Consider the following 16,295-nt stretch of genomic DNA (forward strand, 5'->3'; position numbering starts at 1 on the left):
GCTCCACGATCTGGTCGAACAGGAGATCGAGAGCCTGTGTGGACCCAAACATCAACCCCAAGAGGGATCCACGTATTACCGCTCTGGCAATGCGCAATCGCACGTCTATTTGGATGGAAGAAAAACCTTGGAAAAACGCCCAAGAGTACGTCGTAAAACCGGAGAGGAGGATGGCAGGATTCCGGTTCATGCGAAGTTGCTTTTGAGCTAAGCAACTGCAACTTGCTCCGGCAAGGTTTTTGAAGGCAGCTCTAAAGAAGAACTAAAGCTTGGGTTCGTCTTTGGCTCCGTGCCAGATGTGCAGGATTTCTACGGTGTTATTTTCATCAAGAACAGCGTAAAAGATCCGGTAACCTCGATAGGGTAAGTCATGAACATTTTCGCGGTTTCGATGCTGATAAACTTTTCCGCGTCGAGGAAACTGCTCAAGTTTTTCAGCATGGTCAATCAAACCCAAAACCAGTCGTTCCGCTGCGACAGGATCTTCTTCAGAGATGTAATCGGCGACCTCTTTTAGATCGTCAATAGCAGGATCCGTCCAAATTATTTTGTAAACCACGACTTTGCTAGTTCTTTGACTTCTTCGTGGGATTTCACCTTACCGTCTTTGGAAGCTTGTAATCCGCGATCAATTCCGGCTGCGATTTCTAAATCAGCCTTGTTCGGGATGTGATTGATAAATTCAACAACCTTTCCCTGCTCTTCACAGGGCAATCGTTTAAACTGATCAATGAGTTCAGCGGCGTTCATGGTGGGTTCTAAAATCTCTCCAATCCCTTTATTTGTCAATCAATCTGGGATTTTCAAAAACTTCCGAGTTTCCCCCTATTTCGCAGATGGATGGGATTTGCTGTGAGCTTCTTTCAACTTGGTCAGGCCCACATGGGCGTAAATCTGAGTGGTCTGCAAACTGGCGTGTCTGGTTTGTTTCTGCACTTAGCGGGAGCTTCCAACTCGCGTCTCATCATGAACACACTGACATCGCAAAACGGCGGTCAAATAATTATTTCCGTCAGAATCCGCCGGGATTCTCGAGGCTTCCATGAAGCTTCAAAACTTTTGCGGTTTTCATTTCCTGAAATTCCGTGTTCACTTTGTTGCAGCTATGACTGAACTTCTCTTTGGCCGAAATGCGATACGCGAAGCACTGGTGGCGGGACGCCGCCGATTTTTTCGTCTCATCCTGGCGGATCGACTCGATGCCGCTCCGGTGGTGAGCGAGATTCAGGCGCTTGCGCGCAAGGCGAATCTGCCGGTTGAGCGTATGATACGCAAGCGCATGGACAAACTGGCACACAACCACCAGGGCATCATGCTCGAAGCGGCGCCCTACCCCTACGCCGATCTCGGTGATTTGCTCGAAGCTGCCGATGCCAGTGGGGAGGAACCTTTTTTTCTCGCGCTCGATCACATTGAAGATCCGCACAACCTCGGGGCCATGATCCGAACTGCCGAATTGGTCGGTGCCCACGGCATCATCCTACCCAACCAAGGTCAGGCCGATGTGACCCCAGCGGTGGTAAAGGCCAGTGTCGGTGCTTCCGAGCACCTGCAAGTGGCCAAGATTGCCAATCTCGCACAGGCCCTCAATCATCTCAAAAAAAAGGGAATTTGGGCTGTCGGCGTGCAGCATGGTACTGATTCCAAATGCTTTCACGAGGCGGATCTCAAAGGACCCATTGTGCTGGTAATTGGCAGCGAAGGACAAGGCATGAGCCGCATTGTGAAGGAGACCTGTGATTTTCTGATTGAGATTCCCATGCGCGGCCATATCGAATCCCTCAACGCCAGTGTCGCTTCCGCCCTGGTACTCTATGAGACCTGGCGCGCACGTGGGTTTCAGGGCAGAAATTGAACAGCACTGCGCCACAGCCCATGTCGATCTCTCTACGCTACTGCCCAGCCTGTGGTGAAAAGCATTTTCAAACGGGTGACTCAAAACCGTGGCATTGTCCCGACTGTGGATTGGACTTTTTTCAGAACACGGCTGCGGCTGCGGGTGCGTTGGTTTGTGACGAGCAGAATCGGCTCCTGATGGTGCAGCGCGCGAAGGACCCGTCGAAGGGGAAATGGGGATTGCCCGGAGGCTTCATCGATGCTGGGGAAAGCGTCGAACAGGCACTGCTTCGGGAGTGCCGCGAAGAAATCGGAATTGAGATCGAATCTCCCATCTTTCTGTGCAGCTTTCCAAATCGCTACGCTTACAAGGGCATTGTGTATGCTACGATCGACCTCTATTTCAGGGTGCAGACCCGGCAGGCAAATGCGGTAAGGGCGCTGGACGAAGTCGCACAGATCGGCTGGTTTGATCCTGCGCACATTGATCCGGAGACGGTAGCGTTTCCATCATGTGTGCGTGCAATTGAGTGCCTCAACGCGGTGCTGGGAAATCAGGCAGATGCTGAAAGCTGACATCGTGCCGATGCATCTGAGTCGAGGAAGGGGGCGGATCAGCGATGGAGAGGCAAGAGGATTTAACAAATGTTCCTGCGGAACCCACATGTTTCTGACCAGCAGAAACCCATATCGTTGAATCGGAGTGGGCCGGAAGCGCGCATCAGTCAGGGGCGGCGAAATAATGGGCAACCGCCACAAGAGGGGCGTTGTAGAGGATGCAGTTTTCGTTGGAAGCCCAACTGTCGATGTGGTCCAGATAACAGAGTGCAGGCGGGGTGTGCTCGTCAAAATGCAGTGGCAAGGTCTGGTCACCACTCAATCCTGGATTCGGACCACCTGCCAGCAAGCCTGGATACATGTGTCCGTCTCCGCCCGGAGCGAGTGAAGCGTGGTGAATGTAGAGCGGACTTCGGCTGCCGACAGCTGTGACAAAACTCAGGTTATGGGCGTTGCGGCCAAGCAGATAGTGCAATTGCGCCAGCGCAGCCTCCCGAAACGATTCCTGAGTGGAGTCGAGCTTGTATGCCAACAACAAGTACTGCGCGAGTGCCATGGCTCCGCCATTGCTGCCCCAATAGTAGCGTGTCAAGGCCACAGCAAACCCGTCGGAAGCGACATCGCCCACGATGCGTTCGCAGCGCTCGATCAAAAAACGGCTCCAGCGCGAGTCGAGTCCGGGATCGATACCCGTAACATCGTGCAGCGCACACTGAAGCTGTGCAAAGGCTGAGACGTTCTGCCATTCCAGATCACGGTCCAACGCATCTGCACTCCAAAGAGTTTCCTGAACGTAGGCATCGGAGGGATTGCGCAGCACATCTGCATAGACCGCATCGCCAGTTGCCAGAAAAAGCTCTACCGCAGCCCACATTCGATCATCCCCGTCGTTCAGATCAGGTCGGTCTGCATAGCCCCCGGTCTTGGTATCTGCGGGCCGGATGAAACCACCATTCGGGTAAAGCTCCGGATGACGCTCGAGAAAATCCCATGCACGGCGTGCCGCATCAAGGTAACGCTCCGCCGTTTCATGCCATTCGGGTGTTCCACGAAAACAGCGCGATGCCAGTGCCATCACTGCCGCAAAATCTGCGGTAGCGACTGAAGATACAGCATAGAGATAGCGTGGAGCTTGATCGAGATCCGCACGCATCCATTCGTATTCAAACGTGTTGACCATGTAGTGCACACCGCCAAACTCCGGGTGCTCCGGTTCGCTTTCCTGCATGCGAAGCATCCAGTCGAGTTCCCACTGCATCTCATCCAGAAAATCCGGCACCCCATTGCCGCTCTCGGGAATGCCAGTGGCATCGCTTGAAAACGCATCGGGAAACTGCTCGTACATGATCAGCATGTGGGCCAGAGAAACCGCTGCTGCGTGAATGTATTTTCCATAGTCACCGGCATCGTGCCACCCGCCGGAAGTGGGCTTTCCCCCCACCCGTCCGAGCGATGCGTGGTAGTTCGCATCGTGCAGATGACAGGCGTCCCTGGCAAATTTTCCGGCAAAAGCGGATTCCAACGGCACGCCACAGCGCTGATAGTAGAAAGATTTCAATGCCTTTTGCGCCACATCCGCATAGACACCCTGGGCGATGGTAAAGACATGGGATCGACTGGCATCTTCGAGCACGATCCAGTAGTCACCAGGCTCACGCAGCGCGGAAAAATCACCCCACCAGAGATCCATGCCTGTTGCGGGATCCTGCGCTCGGCGCAAGGTCGTGATTCCCCGGTAAACCACACGCTCCGTGTCCGCATGCACCACGACAAATTCCTGCTCACCGCGATCCGTGACAAAGTGCTTGGCTTCGGTGGGTTCATAACCTGCCTGATTCACAAAGACTCCAGTGAGGATCTCTTCGGGCGATTCGGCAGTCGCCGCGGGAATTCCCGGCAGAACCCAAAGCAGCAGCCATAGAATCCCCTGACAAAGTCGGTCGTTCAGGATGCGGAACTTCAGTAAATCCGGCAAGGAACTCATCGCGCCTCTGCGGGGACAGGTACAATCGGAGATGCAGGGGGTATTCATATTCATGGATGGGGTTGTCAGGGGAAAATGAATCACTGAATGCAGTGTCCCTGAAATCGCTTTTCCAGCGCAACTGCAATCGCATGAAAGCTCCGAAAGAACGTACCAATGGTGATTGTTGGGATCTAAAGGCATCAATGAGCGTCGTTCTCAGTTTCAGAAAGAAGTGAACGACCGAAGGCCACTTTTGACAACGAAGTCCTCAACGGGGCGAGAAAACACTGCAGTGACAACCCGTCGCAACGGATGCGTCTCAGTATTTGACAATTTCAAGTCCATGACTCCCTTGTCCAGATGATCTTCCGGACCCCTGATTGAATCGGGGTCCTCCCTAATGCATGGGTGTCGATCACCCGGGCATTGAAGATTCACATCGCTTCATCCTCCAGATGCCTGAATCCGAACGTTGAGACATTCCTTCGTGACTGCTCAATCATCCACAACCAAGCAACATAACATTCAATGAATTGGGAAACTGAATTCTGGGGCAACACCTTGCTCGAATACGGATATACACTCGGAGCAACACTCCTGTTTACCGCTGGAGTGCTGGCCATCACATCATTCTTCCGCTGGCGTCTCAAATCAATCGGGGACAATGGACGACTGCCGTTCTTTCTGGCGTGGAAAGCCTTGCACTCGACAAAATGGTGGCTGGTTTTTCTGATCGGATTCACCTTCACAAGCGCCTGGCTGACACTTTCACCCGAGGTATCGCAGTGGATGCAGGCACTTTTTTTCAGTGGAGTGATCATTCAACTATTGTTTTGGGGCAATCGGGCACTCCTGTCCTGGGGTGAGCGATATAGCGGCGAGAGCAGCGAAGCGATAGGAGCACGTGTCACCACAGTAAAAATGTTCCTTTTCCTCGGGCGCATCGCACTGTTGAGTCTGGGACTGCTGGTGATCCTTGACTCCTTGCCAGGGGTGCAAATCACGGCCCTGATCGCCAGCCTGGGCATTGGAGGCATCGCAGTGGCCCTGGCGATGCAAAACATCCTGTCAGACATTTTTGCATCACTCACGATCACGCTGGATCGTCCTTTTGTGATCGGTGATTTCATCATCGTGGGCGACCTGCTCGGCGTGGTTGAAAAAATCGGGATCAAAACAACGCGCCTGCGCAGTCTATCCGGGGAACAGTTGATCTTTTCCAACAATGATCTTCTCAACAGCCGCATCCGGAATTTCAAACGCATGTATGAACGTCGAGTCGCTTTTGAAATCGGCATCACCTACGAAACGGGTATCGACAAGATCCGTGAGATTCCCAAGCGCATTCAATCCATCATTGAAGCCCTGCCCGATACACGCTTTGACCGTGCACACTTCAAACAACACGGGGCGCACGCATTGATTTTTGAAACCGTTTATTACGTGAACGGACCGGACTACAACCTCTACATGGATCGTCAACAGGCAATCAATCTCGCGATCCACGAATACTTTGAGCAAAACGGGATCCAATTTGCCTACCCGACTCAGACCCTCTACCTCAACCGAAGCACAGGTTGAGGACGAAGTGGCAGCCATTTCCTCGGGTCGGGTCCGCGCAAGCCTGTGGTTGACCCGATACCCTGGGAACCAGAGGACAGTCCCATATTCGAGACCCCGGTGATTCAATTTGTGACAGATCATCGGCATAGATTGCCGTGCTCGAATTCCTGAATCTCTAAGCTACTTACCACAGGCGCTTTAGAAAACCTGAAACATCTGGCATGCATGTTGCCTAATGAGAGATAGAACATCAATCATCACGATCAACAACATCATGAAAACCATCATCAGCTCCATCATCTGCCTGCTCGGCTCAGCATTGCTCGCTGCCGCAGACATTCAAACTGCACACATCCAACCCATCGAGACGACAACGATTCTTGCCAGGGAATGTGAACTGGGAAAAACCATTGTGCTCCGGCTGCACCTCACAGCCGATGGGTCGGTAGCCGATGCTGATCCGCATGAGCTTGATCCCTATGATGTGCTTCTTGCCGAGAGGGTCATGCAATCGGTCAAACAATGGAGATTCACACCGGCAACACGCACTGACGGAACACCCTGTGAAATCCAGGTTTTGCTGCCCATCCACATCGAATCCATCGTAAAAACCTGAAGATCATTCTTCTGATCCAAACATGGCGATTGTGTAGCCGGAGAAGGTCCTCCCTTCCCCGGTTCTCACACCACCGGATGTACCGGTCACGTATCACGGCGGGTCCAGAAGGAGATGTTGTTACGCAACTGCACAGTGTGCCGGTCGCACAAAAAACCCGCAGCAACTGCTGCGGGCCTGAAAAGAACAAAATGTAATGCGTGTTAAACTCAACCCTCGGAACGAGCCCGACGGCGAATGCGCATTATTTGAATTCCAGCCAACGCAAGGAAAATCAAACCACCTGCCAACACGGTCGAAGCTTCCGGAATCGGGGTATAGTGATAGCGAATGCCCGCAACTGCACCACTTCCGGATGTGCGGATCTTCACCGCACTGAATGAGGTAAGGTTGGTGCCCATGACTTCGTTCAACTCGGCAACTGAAATGGAATCAATGCGATTGGCTTTTCCGTCACCCCAAACCACATTGCCCGTCACGTTGGCATCCCGATTGGAAAAAACGCCGTGCGAGAATTCATAAAAATTGACCGTCACATGTCTGTTGGTATTAAAATCGTAGAACGTGATGCTCGCGTGCTCGCCCGAACAGTAACCACAATCGAGATCAATGAAATCGAATCCAAAGCTGTTGATGTCGGTCTCAAAGGTGAACTTCATGTATCCGCCGTAGGCTGAATCATCCGGAGCATATTTGTTGTATTTTTCATAATGCTGCCCCTGCGCATAGTAGAGGTGACCATCATAGATATTTCCTGAAGTGGCATGCTCCTGAATGACGAGTGCATTGCCGAGGCGCTCGTTTTTCAAATTGCCCCCGTTCCAGCCACCCCACCAACCGCCAGTGCTGTCGTATTCGAGATCCGGATCCTCTCCAGTTCCTGCGTTGCCCTGGGAGTTTGACTGAACAGCATCAATCTTGTCGTAAATGCGAGTCTGCGATGCACCGTATTTCCCGTAATCAAGATAGGTGCGGCGGTCTGTGTCATAGAGCGCACCCACATCTGGACCACAATTGTTATCGATGCGCACCGTGAATCCAGTGCCAGGTGCCAGATCCGCATTGTTGGCAGAGGTGTAGCGCTGCAGATGCGTATTCTGATAAGTGTTCGAGTAGCCGACCAATGTTCCGGCGTAAAAATCTTCGAAGTCGACAGTCACTGAAGAACCGTTGACGATGACAGCATGGATGGGAGATACTGCAAGGCCCAATGCTGCAAAGGCCACTGCAAAGAAGATACTGGGTTTTTTCATATGGAACCTCTCCGATGAATAGAGCGAATGAAGAAAAGCGGCTTAACAATCGTGTCTAATGCGAGAAATAAGATTCTCTGATAGCCCAATTGACAAGCATACAAACTGGAAAATTAGCGGAAAATTAACTAAAAGTTCTAAAAATGCAATGTTTCTTCCCTAAAAACTTGCCTCAGCGATTTCAATTCTGCCTTCAACTGAGAAAATGCTGTGGCTTTCCTCCATGCTGCATTCGAGTTATCCCACGAACCAAACTTCCAATTCCATTTCATACTGTTCACTGGTTCGCAGAAATCACAAAAGCGCTGCCAAACCGCCAGCCCAGGCACAGCGGATGATGCAATGGCTTCGTCAACAATCGCTGACGCTTTCCCTGCTGGCAGCTGTAATTTTGTCTGCGCTGACTCCCGATTGGGGAGCACGGGGGGGGCACCTGCGCAGTGAAATTCTGATCTGGGCTGGTGTCGTCGTCATCTTTTTGAGTCAGGGATTTCTCCTGTCTCGAACCGCACTGCTCAGGGGACTCGCGAGTTGGCACCTGCATCTGTTTTCCCAGGGGTGGATGTTTTTGGGCATGCCACTGCTTGCCATGCTCGGACTTGCCCTTGCAGGTGACACACTTGCTCCTGAAATCCGGCTTGGCGTGTTTTACCTTTCGATTCTTCCAACCACCATTGCAAGCGCGATCGCGCTCATTGCCCATGCAAAAGGCAACATCGGTGCTGCGATTTTTAATACCGTTTTTGCCAATCTCTTCGCCGTTTTGGTGGTTCCCTTCTGGCTTGTTGCCACCCAATTCACTGAAGTTAACCATGCCCTACCCCTGGGAAGCACACTGCGACAACTCACCCTCATGGTTCTACTCCCCTTTGCCTGTGGACAGTTGATTCGGATCTGGTTCCACCCTTTCGAAAGCACCGTGGCACGCTTGGCCCGCCCTCTTCAGCAATCCATCATCGTCTTCATGGTCTACGCAGCATTTGCGACCAGCTTTCAGGAGCAGGTCTGGGAAAAGGTGGGTACGTGGATCGCACTACAGGCACTGTTTGCAGCCATCCTGCTGCTTTTCGTGGCATCGGCTCTCATTCTGCTCAGTATCCGAGTCCTCTGTTCCAACCCCACGGATCGCATTGCACTCTTTTTCCTCAGCAGCCAAAAATCCCTCGCTGTTGGCGTTCCCTTCGCCATTGCCTGTTTTTCGTCAATCTCGGATGACCCTACGGCCTCAGCACAACTGAGCATCATCCTGCTGCCTCTGCTGTTTTATCACCCGCTTCAGCTCATGTTTGCGGGAATCATCCTGAAGTATAAAACCCATCTATTCGGAAAAATCGACATTCTGCCATGAATCATCCAGCATACACGCGTCATGGATACGTTTGAAATCAGAAAAACCCACATCGAGTTGAACAAACTGCTCAAGGTGTTGGGTTGGGCGTCGACTGGTGGACACGCCAAACAGTTGATTCAAGAGGGCCACGTACTACGCAACAATGCGCTGGAGACACGCGTAAGGGCAAAACTGATCGCAGGGGACATCATTGAACTTGAGGGGCAGCAAGTACAACTGATTGCAGAGCCGGAGTCCTGACGGCTCATCTTCCAAAGGAAATCAACCCCGACTTCCGCATCATTTGCTCTCATCCGAAGGATCGCAGTGAGGCTGTCCTTGATTTTCAAGACCTCGGGTAGGTGCCAGGCGGTGCAGAAAGGCTCGCTTCAGAACCCGCTCCAGAGATTCCCGATTCACTGGCTTTGGCAAAAAATCATCCATGCTCGCATGCCGACAATTCAATTGGTCCTCAATGGACACATTGGCAGTGAGTGCACAGACATAGGGACTTTCGTCCGGGGCAAATCGTTCGCGAAGCAACTGGCAACATTCAATACCCCCCATCACGGGCATCTGAAGGTCCATCAGAATCAGATCGGGGTGCAGCTCACACAGCTGCTCCAATGCCTCCTTTCCATTGTTTGCAATAGTGAGGTCGTAACCCAGTTTCTCCATCATGAAAACAGCGACTTTTTGATTCATCGGGTTGTCTTCCACCAATAAAATGCGCAAGGGAAAGCGTTGTGCAAAGGACTGGCTTACACTCTTTGCAGATGCCAGAGCCACATCTCGAGCAATACTGTAGTCCGATTTTAAAACCTCGGAAGCACTGCTGCGAAGGATGCGACCCAGCTTCCGGGGATCCAACACGGTGTCCACTTTCAACAGATGATCCCCAGCCTCGACGCTCTTCCAGTTGTCCAGTGCGCCACCATGGATCACCACACGCTCCACATTCAGCTGAAGCGTGCGCAACACTTCTCCAACCGCAACAGACAGTTCTTTCAGTGCATCCTTGTGAATCAGAATGACATTCGCACGATGGTTCGCACCCCTCTGTACCATCGCCGACAAATCCGCGAAGGTTTCATGTGGAAGATTCCAGAACTGCAGCAAGCGCTCCAGATTGGTGCGTGAAAATTCACTGGGATCCACCGCCACCACTCTCAGGTGCGGCAGTTCGATCACCTTGCTGGCATCACGATCCACGCCAACAGCGTTCTCGGACAGAACCTCGGCGCGACAATCCATCTCAAATTCACTTCCATCGGGATCGTTGCAGGTCAGCATGAGATCCCCTCCCATCAACTGACACAGGCGTTTGCTTAGCGCCAAACCCAGTCCACTGCCACCAAAGCGTCGGGTTTCGGAGTCATCCACCTGCATGAATGCATCAAACAGCTCATCCACACGATTCGAATCAATTCCGATACCTGAATCGCGCACCGTAGTGATCAGGCGCACCCAGCGTTCACCTACCCTTTCTGTGTGCAGGGAAATGCGCACAAATCCGTGATGGGTGAATTTTAACGCATTTCCGATCATGTTGATCCACACCTGACGTATCCGCAGGATGTCTCCTCTGAGCAAAAAGGGAACTGTGGGGTCCGACCAATATTCGAGGCGAATCTGTTTTTCCTCTGCCAGCGGTGCAAAGAGAGAACAGACCTCTGCAAGATGATCCAGCGGATCAAAGTCCTGTACTTCCAGTCGAATCGCACCTGATTCGACCCGGGAATAGTCAATGATATCGTTGATCATTTCCAGTAACTTCGTGCCACTCGACAGAATCGAATCCACATAGTTTCGCTGTTCATGACTGAGTCCGGTATCGCGCAGTAACGAGGCCATTCCCATCACTGAGTTCATCGGAGAACGGATTTCATGACTCATGTTGGCGAGAAAACGTGACTTCGCCACCATCGCGGATTCCGCCTCCTTTGCGAGCCGATTGGCCAATGCGGTCTGACGCTCCAGCTTCTGCCGAAGCACCAGCATCTGCTCCTGCGGAGCACTCGCCTCACTCTGTTCAACAGATGGATCAACAGTCCCATCCTCCCACTCACTCGTGGCAGAAAAATCCGCCATCTGGAGGTTCCGGTTCAGCTCGTCAGTACTGATTGCCAGAGCCCTTTCCAAGAGGTATTCATTGCGTTCCTTTTCTTCAAATACGGTTTCAATCAGCTTGAGAAAACGCCTCCATTCCTCAAGGTCAGTGGGTAAACGCTGTTGGCTCAGCCCCCACTTTTTGAACTGTTTTTCAATCAGGGGATCCATTCGCTTCAGCAATATAGGTTAGGGTCAGGGTTTCATTCAAAAACGCACTGGGTTCATTCCATTGCAGTGGAGCGATTTCCCCCATCGAATAAAACCCAATGATCGGCACCGCTTCAGGCACAACCGCACGCACCGCATCCAGCTCAAGGTCAGCCTGCTGCCCAAGCACCATGCGCCGTCCAATGCAGTTGCAGGCGATCACGACTCCTTCAGTCACACTGTCTGCTCCATGTGAAACATCCACAGCCACTTCCCTTGCACCCGACAGAAGACTTTGAAGATCTCCTCGCATCATTTGCACCGAAGAGCCTTCCGGAACCTCACCGGCAAAACACATCGATTGTGTTCGCCGGTCTACCGATAAGACCGAGCGAAGCGTTTCTGATTTCGAATTCCCTTTGCATTTCACCATCAGAGGATAGCGGGCACCAATTGCGGGAAGTTCAGCCGACAGATCTCCCAGATAGTCCGTATAAATCTCCAGAATTGAGCGGTTATCCATTGCAAAAACCTGGTTTCCTCGGGAAGATGTCACCGTGCGTCGGGGTCCAAGCACCTTCCACCCTCCTCCTTTCCCGCAACGCACGCGCAGCTCTGAGCCTGCCAATCCCACCACGATGACTCCCTGACTGGCCAATTGATGACTGCAATACACCCAAGTCTGGCGAAACTGGCTTCCATCCCCAGCCATGCCACCCCAAATCGGTATCTGTTCAAGCCCAGCCAATTGAAGACCGCGCAACAGTGGCTCCTCCTTGCTCTTGAGTCCATCCGCCATCATCATCACACTCTGCGGACTACCACGGGTCAACAGGGCCTGCCCCAGCAGTTTGCCAATGCGCTCATCCGAAATCTGCCCCTCTCGGATCCATGCGCAATGCCATACCTTCGCGCGCTCAAATTTGCAGACACAGGCAAGCAGCGCATTTTCGAGCACCTCATCGTTCCAAATCACCCCTCCTCCCGAACAGCCCAATACGGTGGATTTTGGAAATATCCGCTCCAATTCCTCAAAGACGTCAGAACGTCCTAAATAATTGGAACTTCCAAACACCCACACCATCGTAGAATCCGAATCCAGCACACCCACAGGTGGCCGAACCCACCCATCAGCATAGCGGTGCAAATATTGCTCAGTTTTCACAGGAGGACACATGGGTTCCATCGGAAACCACCCCTCAGGCAAAGGAGTTGATTACCAGTGGATTTTCGTTTCAAGGTTCTGCGGGGCGTCGGCAGGGGTCCAATCGTCAATAGCCGACAATTATAGCCTATAACCTAATAAAAATAACGTAAAAATCAAACAGGGCTGTTCGCTTTCGACTCTGAAATCACTCGCTTTCGACCAAGCACTGCCCACCCGCATGGATTCATCCCGCAACACGGAGAAGTCCTTGATTCCATGTCAATGCCGCACATAGGCTTGCTGTTTCATGAAAACCTGCAATCCCGCACGATACACCGCGCCCTTGCGCACGCTGCGCATTCTGACAAAATGGACGCTTTGCCTTCTCTTCTTTCTCATAATCGCGACTCGGACTTCCGCCTCAACAACTGTTGATATCGTCAATGCCGCGCTGGATGAACTGAGTTCACAGCGACTCGATCACTGGCGTTTTTCCGCCATCGAACGCACCAATTCACAGGTGCTTCGCATGGTCTACCACCCTGTGCGCAACAACGTCGGACGTATCGAACTCGTCTCGATCAACGGAAGGGAACCCACTGCCAAAGAATCAGATCGCTTCGCCAAAAGCCATCCACCCCGAATGGCAGGCGAATCTTCGCAACACGGGTATGCGCTTGGCGACCTGATCACTCCTGACACCCTTCAATGGCATTCGAGCGAAGACGGGATTGACACCTTTCACTTCACTCCGCGATTCGCATTTGCGGGGATCACGCGTTCCGACTACCCCATGAAGGGTGCCCTTCGCTTCGACAGCCAGTCTAGGCAACTGATCTCATTCGACATCCGAACAACCACAAGCTTTCGTCCCAAACGCGGAACCCGGGTCGATCAGTTTTACCTCACAATTGATTTTGACGCACATGCAAATGGCACATTGCTCACACAACGCATCCGCACTCGCCTCGAAGGAAAAGCGTTCTGGCTGTTTACCCTCATCCAGGACATCGAGATATTCTTCTACGACTACCTGCCAACGTCACAGCCCTGAATCACCGCACTTCGCGTCCAAAAATAAACATTCGATGCTTGTTGCCTACCCAACCATCGCTCAACTGAACGAGCGACCGCATCCACAGGTTTCTTTGGCATTCGGATTAGTGACACTGAATCCCGTACCATGCAACCCGTCATCAAAGTCCACCGTGGAACCGGAGAGCAGTTCCATGCTGGCCGGATCCACAATCACCTCAGCCGGTACGCTGCCAACGCGGATGTCCTGCTCCTTTGGTGCGTCAAACTTGATGCCATACTCCCTCCCGGAACATCCTCCTTCCGATACAAATAGGCGCAATCGTTCGTTTTCGGATGTGTGAGAACGACTGAGTTCAGTCACTTTCTGGATCGCTCGTTCGGTCAGTTTGATCATGCAGGGAATCAAGTGAATTCCTGCATCGCTTCAAGTCGATTCCCCAAAATTTGCAACACTCCAGCGAAAATACAGCAAATTTCATGCTAATCTAAACAAGATACTTGAAACGCAACAGAACTGGAGTTTAGGATTTCAGGCTTTCTATCTCAAGCTTCCGATCAGATCATTCAATGGCACAAGGTTTCCATCAAGTTCAAAAACAGACGCAAACGATGGTGCTCGCACCACAACTGCGTCAGTCGTTGAAGATTCTTCAGGTGCCCGCTCAGGAACTGCGTTCCACTATTTTGGAGGAACTGGAGATCAATCCCACCCTGGATGAGCTTCCCAATGAAGGCATGCAGATCGAAAGTTCCCCTTCCCACACATCTGAAGATTCATCCGCTTCCAGCGAAAATGACCGCAATGGCCCGGAAGAGATGACATTCGGTGAGGATTATGAAATCTTCAATAAACTTGATGAGGATTGGAAGGAATACTTTGCACAGGAGAGCAGCAACCACGTCTTCAGCTCCGAAGATGCCAAACGTCGGCAGCATTTTTTCGACTCTCTTGTAAGTGAAACTTCCCTCCAGGAATACCTGAACGAGCAGGCCGACATGGCTGACCTGTCCCCCGATGAGAAAAAAGCGATGCAATACCTCATCGGCAGCCTCGACAAACGCGGATTTCTGGGCAGCAGTGTTTCCGATATCGCACTGCTCACCGCTCTTCCTCTCAAGGCCGTGCAAACCGCACACGAATTGTTGCTCACCTTCGAACCCCGCGGCATCGGTTGCTTTGACCTTCAGCATTGCCTGCTTCACCAACTGGAAATCAAGGGCAGCAAAAACACGCTTCCCTACGAAATCATCAAGGATCACTTCAAGCTGCTGCTACGCCGCCGCGTCCCCGAGATCGCACGCAAGACCGGAGCTTCCATCTACGAAACGCAACTTGCATTCGAAGAAATCGCAAAACTCGATCCGGCACCGGCGAGTGCGTTCACCGAAGATACGAATCGCATCATCATCCCCGATGTCACCGTGACCCGGGGCGAGCGTGGCTGGGAAATCCACCTCAATAATGAGATGATCCCGCGGCTCCGCATCAATCCGACCTACAAGGAGTTGCTCGCCAAAGGCAAAATGAATGCCAGCGAAAAAGCCTACATTCAGGAAAAAATGCGCTCCGGAAAATTCCTGATGAGTTCCATTGAGCAGCGCCAGCAAACCATCGAACGCATCACCCGTGAGCTACTCAACTTTCAGATCGATTTTTTCGAAAAGGGTGTCGCCGGACTCAAACCGCTGACGATGAATCAAGTTGCCGAAAATGTGGGAGTTCACGAAACCACGGTTAGCCGAGCCATCGCAAACAAGTACATCGAAACCCCTCATGGCATTTTTGAATTCAAGTATTTTTTCACCCCAGGCCTGCAATCCAACAACGGTGAAACCATCTCCAACAAGAGCGTCAAGGAAAGCATCGCGTTGATCATTGAATCTGAAGATCCCTCAAAACCTTACAGTGATCAGGAGTTGGTGCGTCTACTCGGAGAGAAAGACGTTAAAATCGCGCGCCGAACCGTTGCCAAATATCGAGAAGAAATGGGCATCCTGCCCACCAATTTACGGCGTCGCTACCGTCATTGATCCCCAAACCATGCAACTCGACGGTACATGGATCGCAATTGACGCCAGCTGCCCGCAATTGCAGGTGGCCCTTTTGAAAAACGGCACGGTCACCGAAAGCATTGAGGTGTCTGCACCCGCAATGGAGGGCATGATGAGCAGCATCCAACAGGTCTGTGAACGGCAACAGCATCGCATCAGCGAAACCAATGGCTTCCTCTACGGCTCCGGCCCTGGAAGCATACTCGGAATTCGACTGAGCCTCATGGCCATACGCACTTGGGCGACCCTGCATCGCATCCCATCTGAGCGCATTCTGCACTTCCGCTCCCTGGCCATGGCATGCGCACAACACCGTCTCACACCTGACTTCTCACCGAACCACCCCACCCTGGTATGCTCCGAGTGGAAAACCAATCGCTGGAATGTCATGATCGTCCACGATCCCCTCGCTCAATCATCCATTGAGGTATGGTCAAGTGATCAGCTCGAAGCATTCGATGGAAAACGCCTCCTGCTTCCACAGCGCAAACTCTGGAGCCAGACTCCCAATTTCCTGCAGCCCATCCAGTATCAGCTGGATTTGCTGTCCCATGCCGACCTTCGCTCGGAACTCCTGCACCCATCGTCACCGCACTGGGAGATTTACACTCCCGATGAAACACGATACGCTCGCTGGTCGGGTGAACGCCACCGCGCTACCTGAACTCCTGAACTGC

At 52.2% G+C, this 16,295-nt stretch carries 17 protein-coding genes; 10 read left to right on the plus strand and 7 right to left on the minus strand.

The window, feature by feature from the left end:
* On the plus strand, positions 1 to 211 hold a 211-nt coding region (locus tag ABQ298_15215), incomplete at its 5' end, for a hypothetical protein (protein MEQ9825733.1).
* 51 nt (positions 212 to 262) lie between these two features.
* On the opposite strand, the gene ABQ298_15220 is transcribed toward ABQ298_15215, so the two are convergent.
* On the minus strand, positions 263 to 559 hold the full coding sequence (locus tag ABQ298_15220) for a type II toxin-antitoxin system RelE/ParE family toxin (protein ID MEQ9825734.1): 297 nt from the start codon (positions 557 to 559) through the stop codon (positions 263 to 265).
* A complete protein-coding gene (locus ABQ298_15225) occupies positions 544 to 750 on the minus strand; it encodes a hypothetical protein (GenBank protein MEQ9825735.1) in 207 nt (68 codons plus the stop codon). The genes ABQ298_15220 and ABQ298_15225 overlap by 16 nt, the downstream gene beginning before the upstream one ends.
* Before the next feature lie 355 nt (positions 751 to 1,105).
* Here ABQ298_15225 and rlmB point away from each other — a divergent pair, with 355 nt between their 5' ends.
* Both rlmB and ABQ298_15235 read left to right on the plus strand, forming a co-directional pair.
* Positions 1,106 to 1,855, plus strand: coding sequence for a 23S rRNA (guanosine(2251)-2'-O)-methyltransferase RlmB (gene rlmB, locus ABQ298_15230; protein ID MEQ9825736.1), 750 nt, complete (start codon positions 1,106 to 1,108; stop codon positions 1,853 to 1,855).
* A gap of 20 nt (positions 1,856 to 1,875) precedes the next feature.
* Positions 1,876 to 2,412: an NUDIX domain-containing protein gene (locus ABQ298_15235; protein ID MEQ9825737.1), complete on the plus strand. Its 537-nt coding sequence runs from the start codon at positions 1,876 to 1,878 to the stop codon at positions 2,410 to 2,412.
* 145 nt (positions 2,413 to 2,557) lie between these two features.
* Here ABQ298_15235 and ABQ298_15240 read toward each other — a convergent pair whose 3' ends face one another.
* Entirely contained in the window at positions 2,558 to 4,432 is a 1,875-nt protein-coding gene (locus ABQ298_15240) for a glycoside hydrolase family 9 protein (GenBank protein ID MEQ9825738.1), read from the minus strand.
* A gap of 456 nt (positions 4,433 to 4,888) precedes the next feature.
* Here ABQ298_15240 and ABQ298_15245 point away from each other — a divergent pair, with 456 nt between their 5' ends.
* Both ABQ298_15245 and ABQ298_15250 read left to right on the plus strand, forming a co-directional pair.
* Positions 4,889 to 5,941: a mechanosensitive ion channel family protein gene (locus ABQ298_15245; GenBank protein ID MEQ9825739.1), complete on the plus strand. Its 1,053-nt coding sequence runs from the start codon at positions 4,889 to 4,891 to the stop codon at positions 5,939 to 5,941.
* Positions 5,942 to 6,197: 256 nt separating this feature from the next.
* Complete coding sequence (locus tag ABQ298_15250; GenBank protein MEQ9825740.1) at positions 6,198 to 6,539, plus strand: energy transducer TonB; 342 nt, start codon at positions 6,198 to 6,200, stop codon at positions 6,537 to 6,539.
* A 209-nt stretch (positions 6,540 to 6,748) separates the two neighbouring features.
* Here ABQ298_15250 and ABQ298_15255 read toward each other — a convergent pair whose 3' ends face one another.
* Complete coding sequence (locus ABQ298_15255; GenBank protein ID MEQ9825741.1) at positions 6,749 to 7,792, minus strand: hypothetical protein; 1,044 nt, start codon at positions 7,790 to 7,792, stop codon at positions 6,749 to 6,751.
* A 334-nt stretch (positions 7,793 to 8,126) separates the two neighbouring features.
* Between ABQ298_15255 and ABQ298_15260 the strand changes: the two genes are divergently transcribed.
* Together ABQ298_15260 and ABQ298_15265 are read left to right on the plus strand one after the other, a co-directional pair.
* A complete protein-coding gene (locus ABQ298_15260; GenBank protein MEQ9825742.1) occupies positions 8,127 to 9,140 on the plus strand; it encodes a bile acid:sodium symporter in 1,014 nt (337 codons plus the stop codon).
* A 21-nt stretch (positions 9,141 to 9,161) separates the two neighbouring features.
* Entirely contained in the window at positions 9,162 to 9,383 is a 222-nt protein-coding gene (locus ABQ298_15265) for an RNA-binding S4 domain-containing protein (GenBank protein MEQ9825743.1), read from the plus strand.
* Between the two features lie 39 nt (positions 9,384 to 9,422).
* Here the strand turns inward: ABQ298_15265 and ABQ298_15270 are convergent, their stop codons facing one another.
* Complete coding sequence (locus tag ABQ298_15270) at positions 9,423 to 11,402, minus strand: response regulator (GenBank protein ID MEQ9825744.1); 1,980 nt, start codon at positions 11,400 to 11,402, stop codon at positions 9,423 to 9,425.
* On the minus strand, positions 11,386 to 12,546 hold the full coding sequence (locus ABQ298_15275) for an FIST N-terminal domain-containing protein (GenBank protein ID MEQ9825745.1): 1,161 nt from the start codon (positions 12,544 to 12,546) through the stop codon (positions 11,386 to 11,388). The genes ABQ298_15270 and ABQ298_15275 overlap by 17 nt, the downstream gene beginning before the upstream one ends.
* 289 nt (positions 12,547 to 12,835) lie before the next feature.
* On the opposite strand from ABQ298_15275, the gene ABQ298_15280 reads away from it, so the two are divergent.
* Positions 12,836 to 13,582 carry a hypothetical protein gene (locus ABQ298_15280; protein MEQ9825746.1) on the plus strand — a complete coding sequence of 249 codons (747 nt, stop codon included), beginning with the start codon at positions 12,836 to 12,838 and terminating at the stop codon, positions 13,580 to 13,582.
* Between the two features lie 60 nt (positions 13,583 to 13,642).
* Here the strand turns inward: ABQ298_15280 and ABQ298_15285 are convergent, their stop codons facing one another.
* Positions 13,643 to 13,960 (minus strand): iron-sulfur cluster assembly accessory protein, encoded by a 318-nt coding sequence (locus tag ABQ298_15285; GenBank protein MEQ9825747.1) that lies wholly within the window; start codon positions 13,958 to 13,960, stop codon positions 13,643 to 13,645.
* A 173-nt stretch (positions 13,961 to 14,133) separates the two neighbouring features.
* On the opposite strand from ABQ298_15285, the gene rpoN reads away from it, so the two are divergent.
* Entirely contained in the window at positions 14,134 to 15,597 is a 1,464-nt protein-coding gene (rpoN, locus tag ABQ298_15290) for an RNA polymerase factor sigma-54 (GenBank protein MEQ9825748.1), read from the plus strand.
* A 10-nt stretch (positions 15,598 to 15,607) separates the two neighbouring features.
* Positions 15,608 to 16,282, plus strand: a complete 675-nt coding sequence (locus tag ABQ298_15295) for a hypothetical protein (GenBank protein MEQ9825749.1) — start codon at positions 15,608 to 15,610, stop codon at positions 16,280 to 16,282.
* Positions 16,283 to 16,295 lie beyond the last annotated feature (13 nt).

Source organism: Puniceicoccaceae bacterium, assembly GCA_040224245.1.
GTDB lineage: Bacteria > Verrucomicrobiota > Verrucomicrobiia > Opitutales > JAFGAQ01 > JAKSBQ01.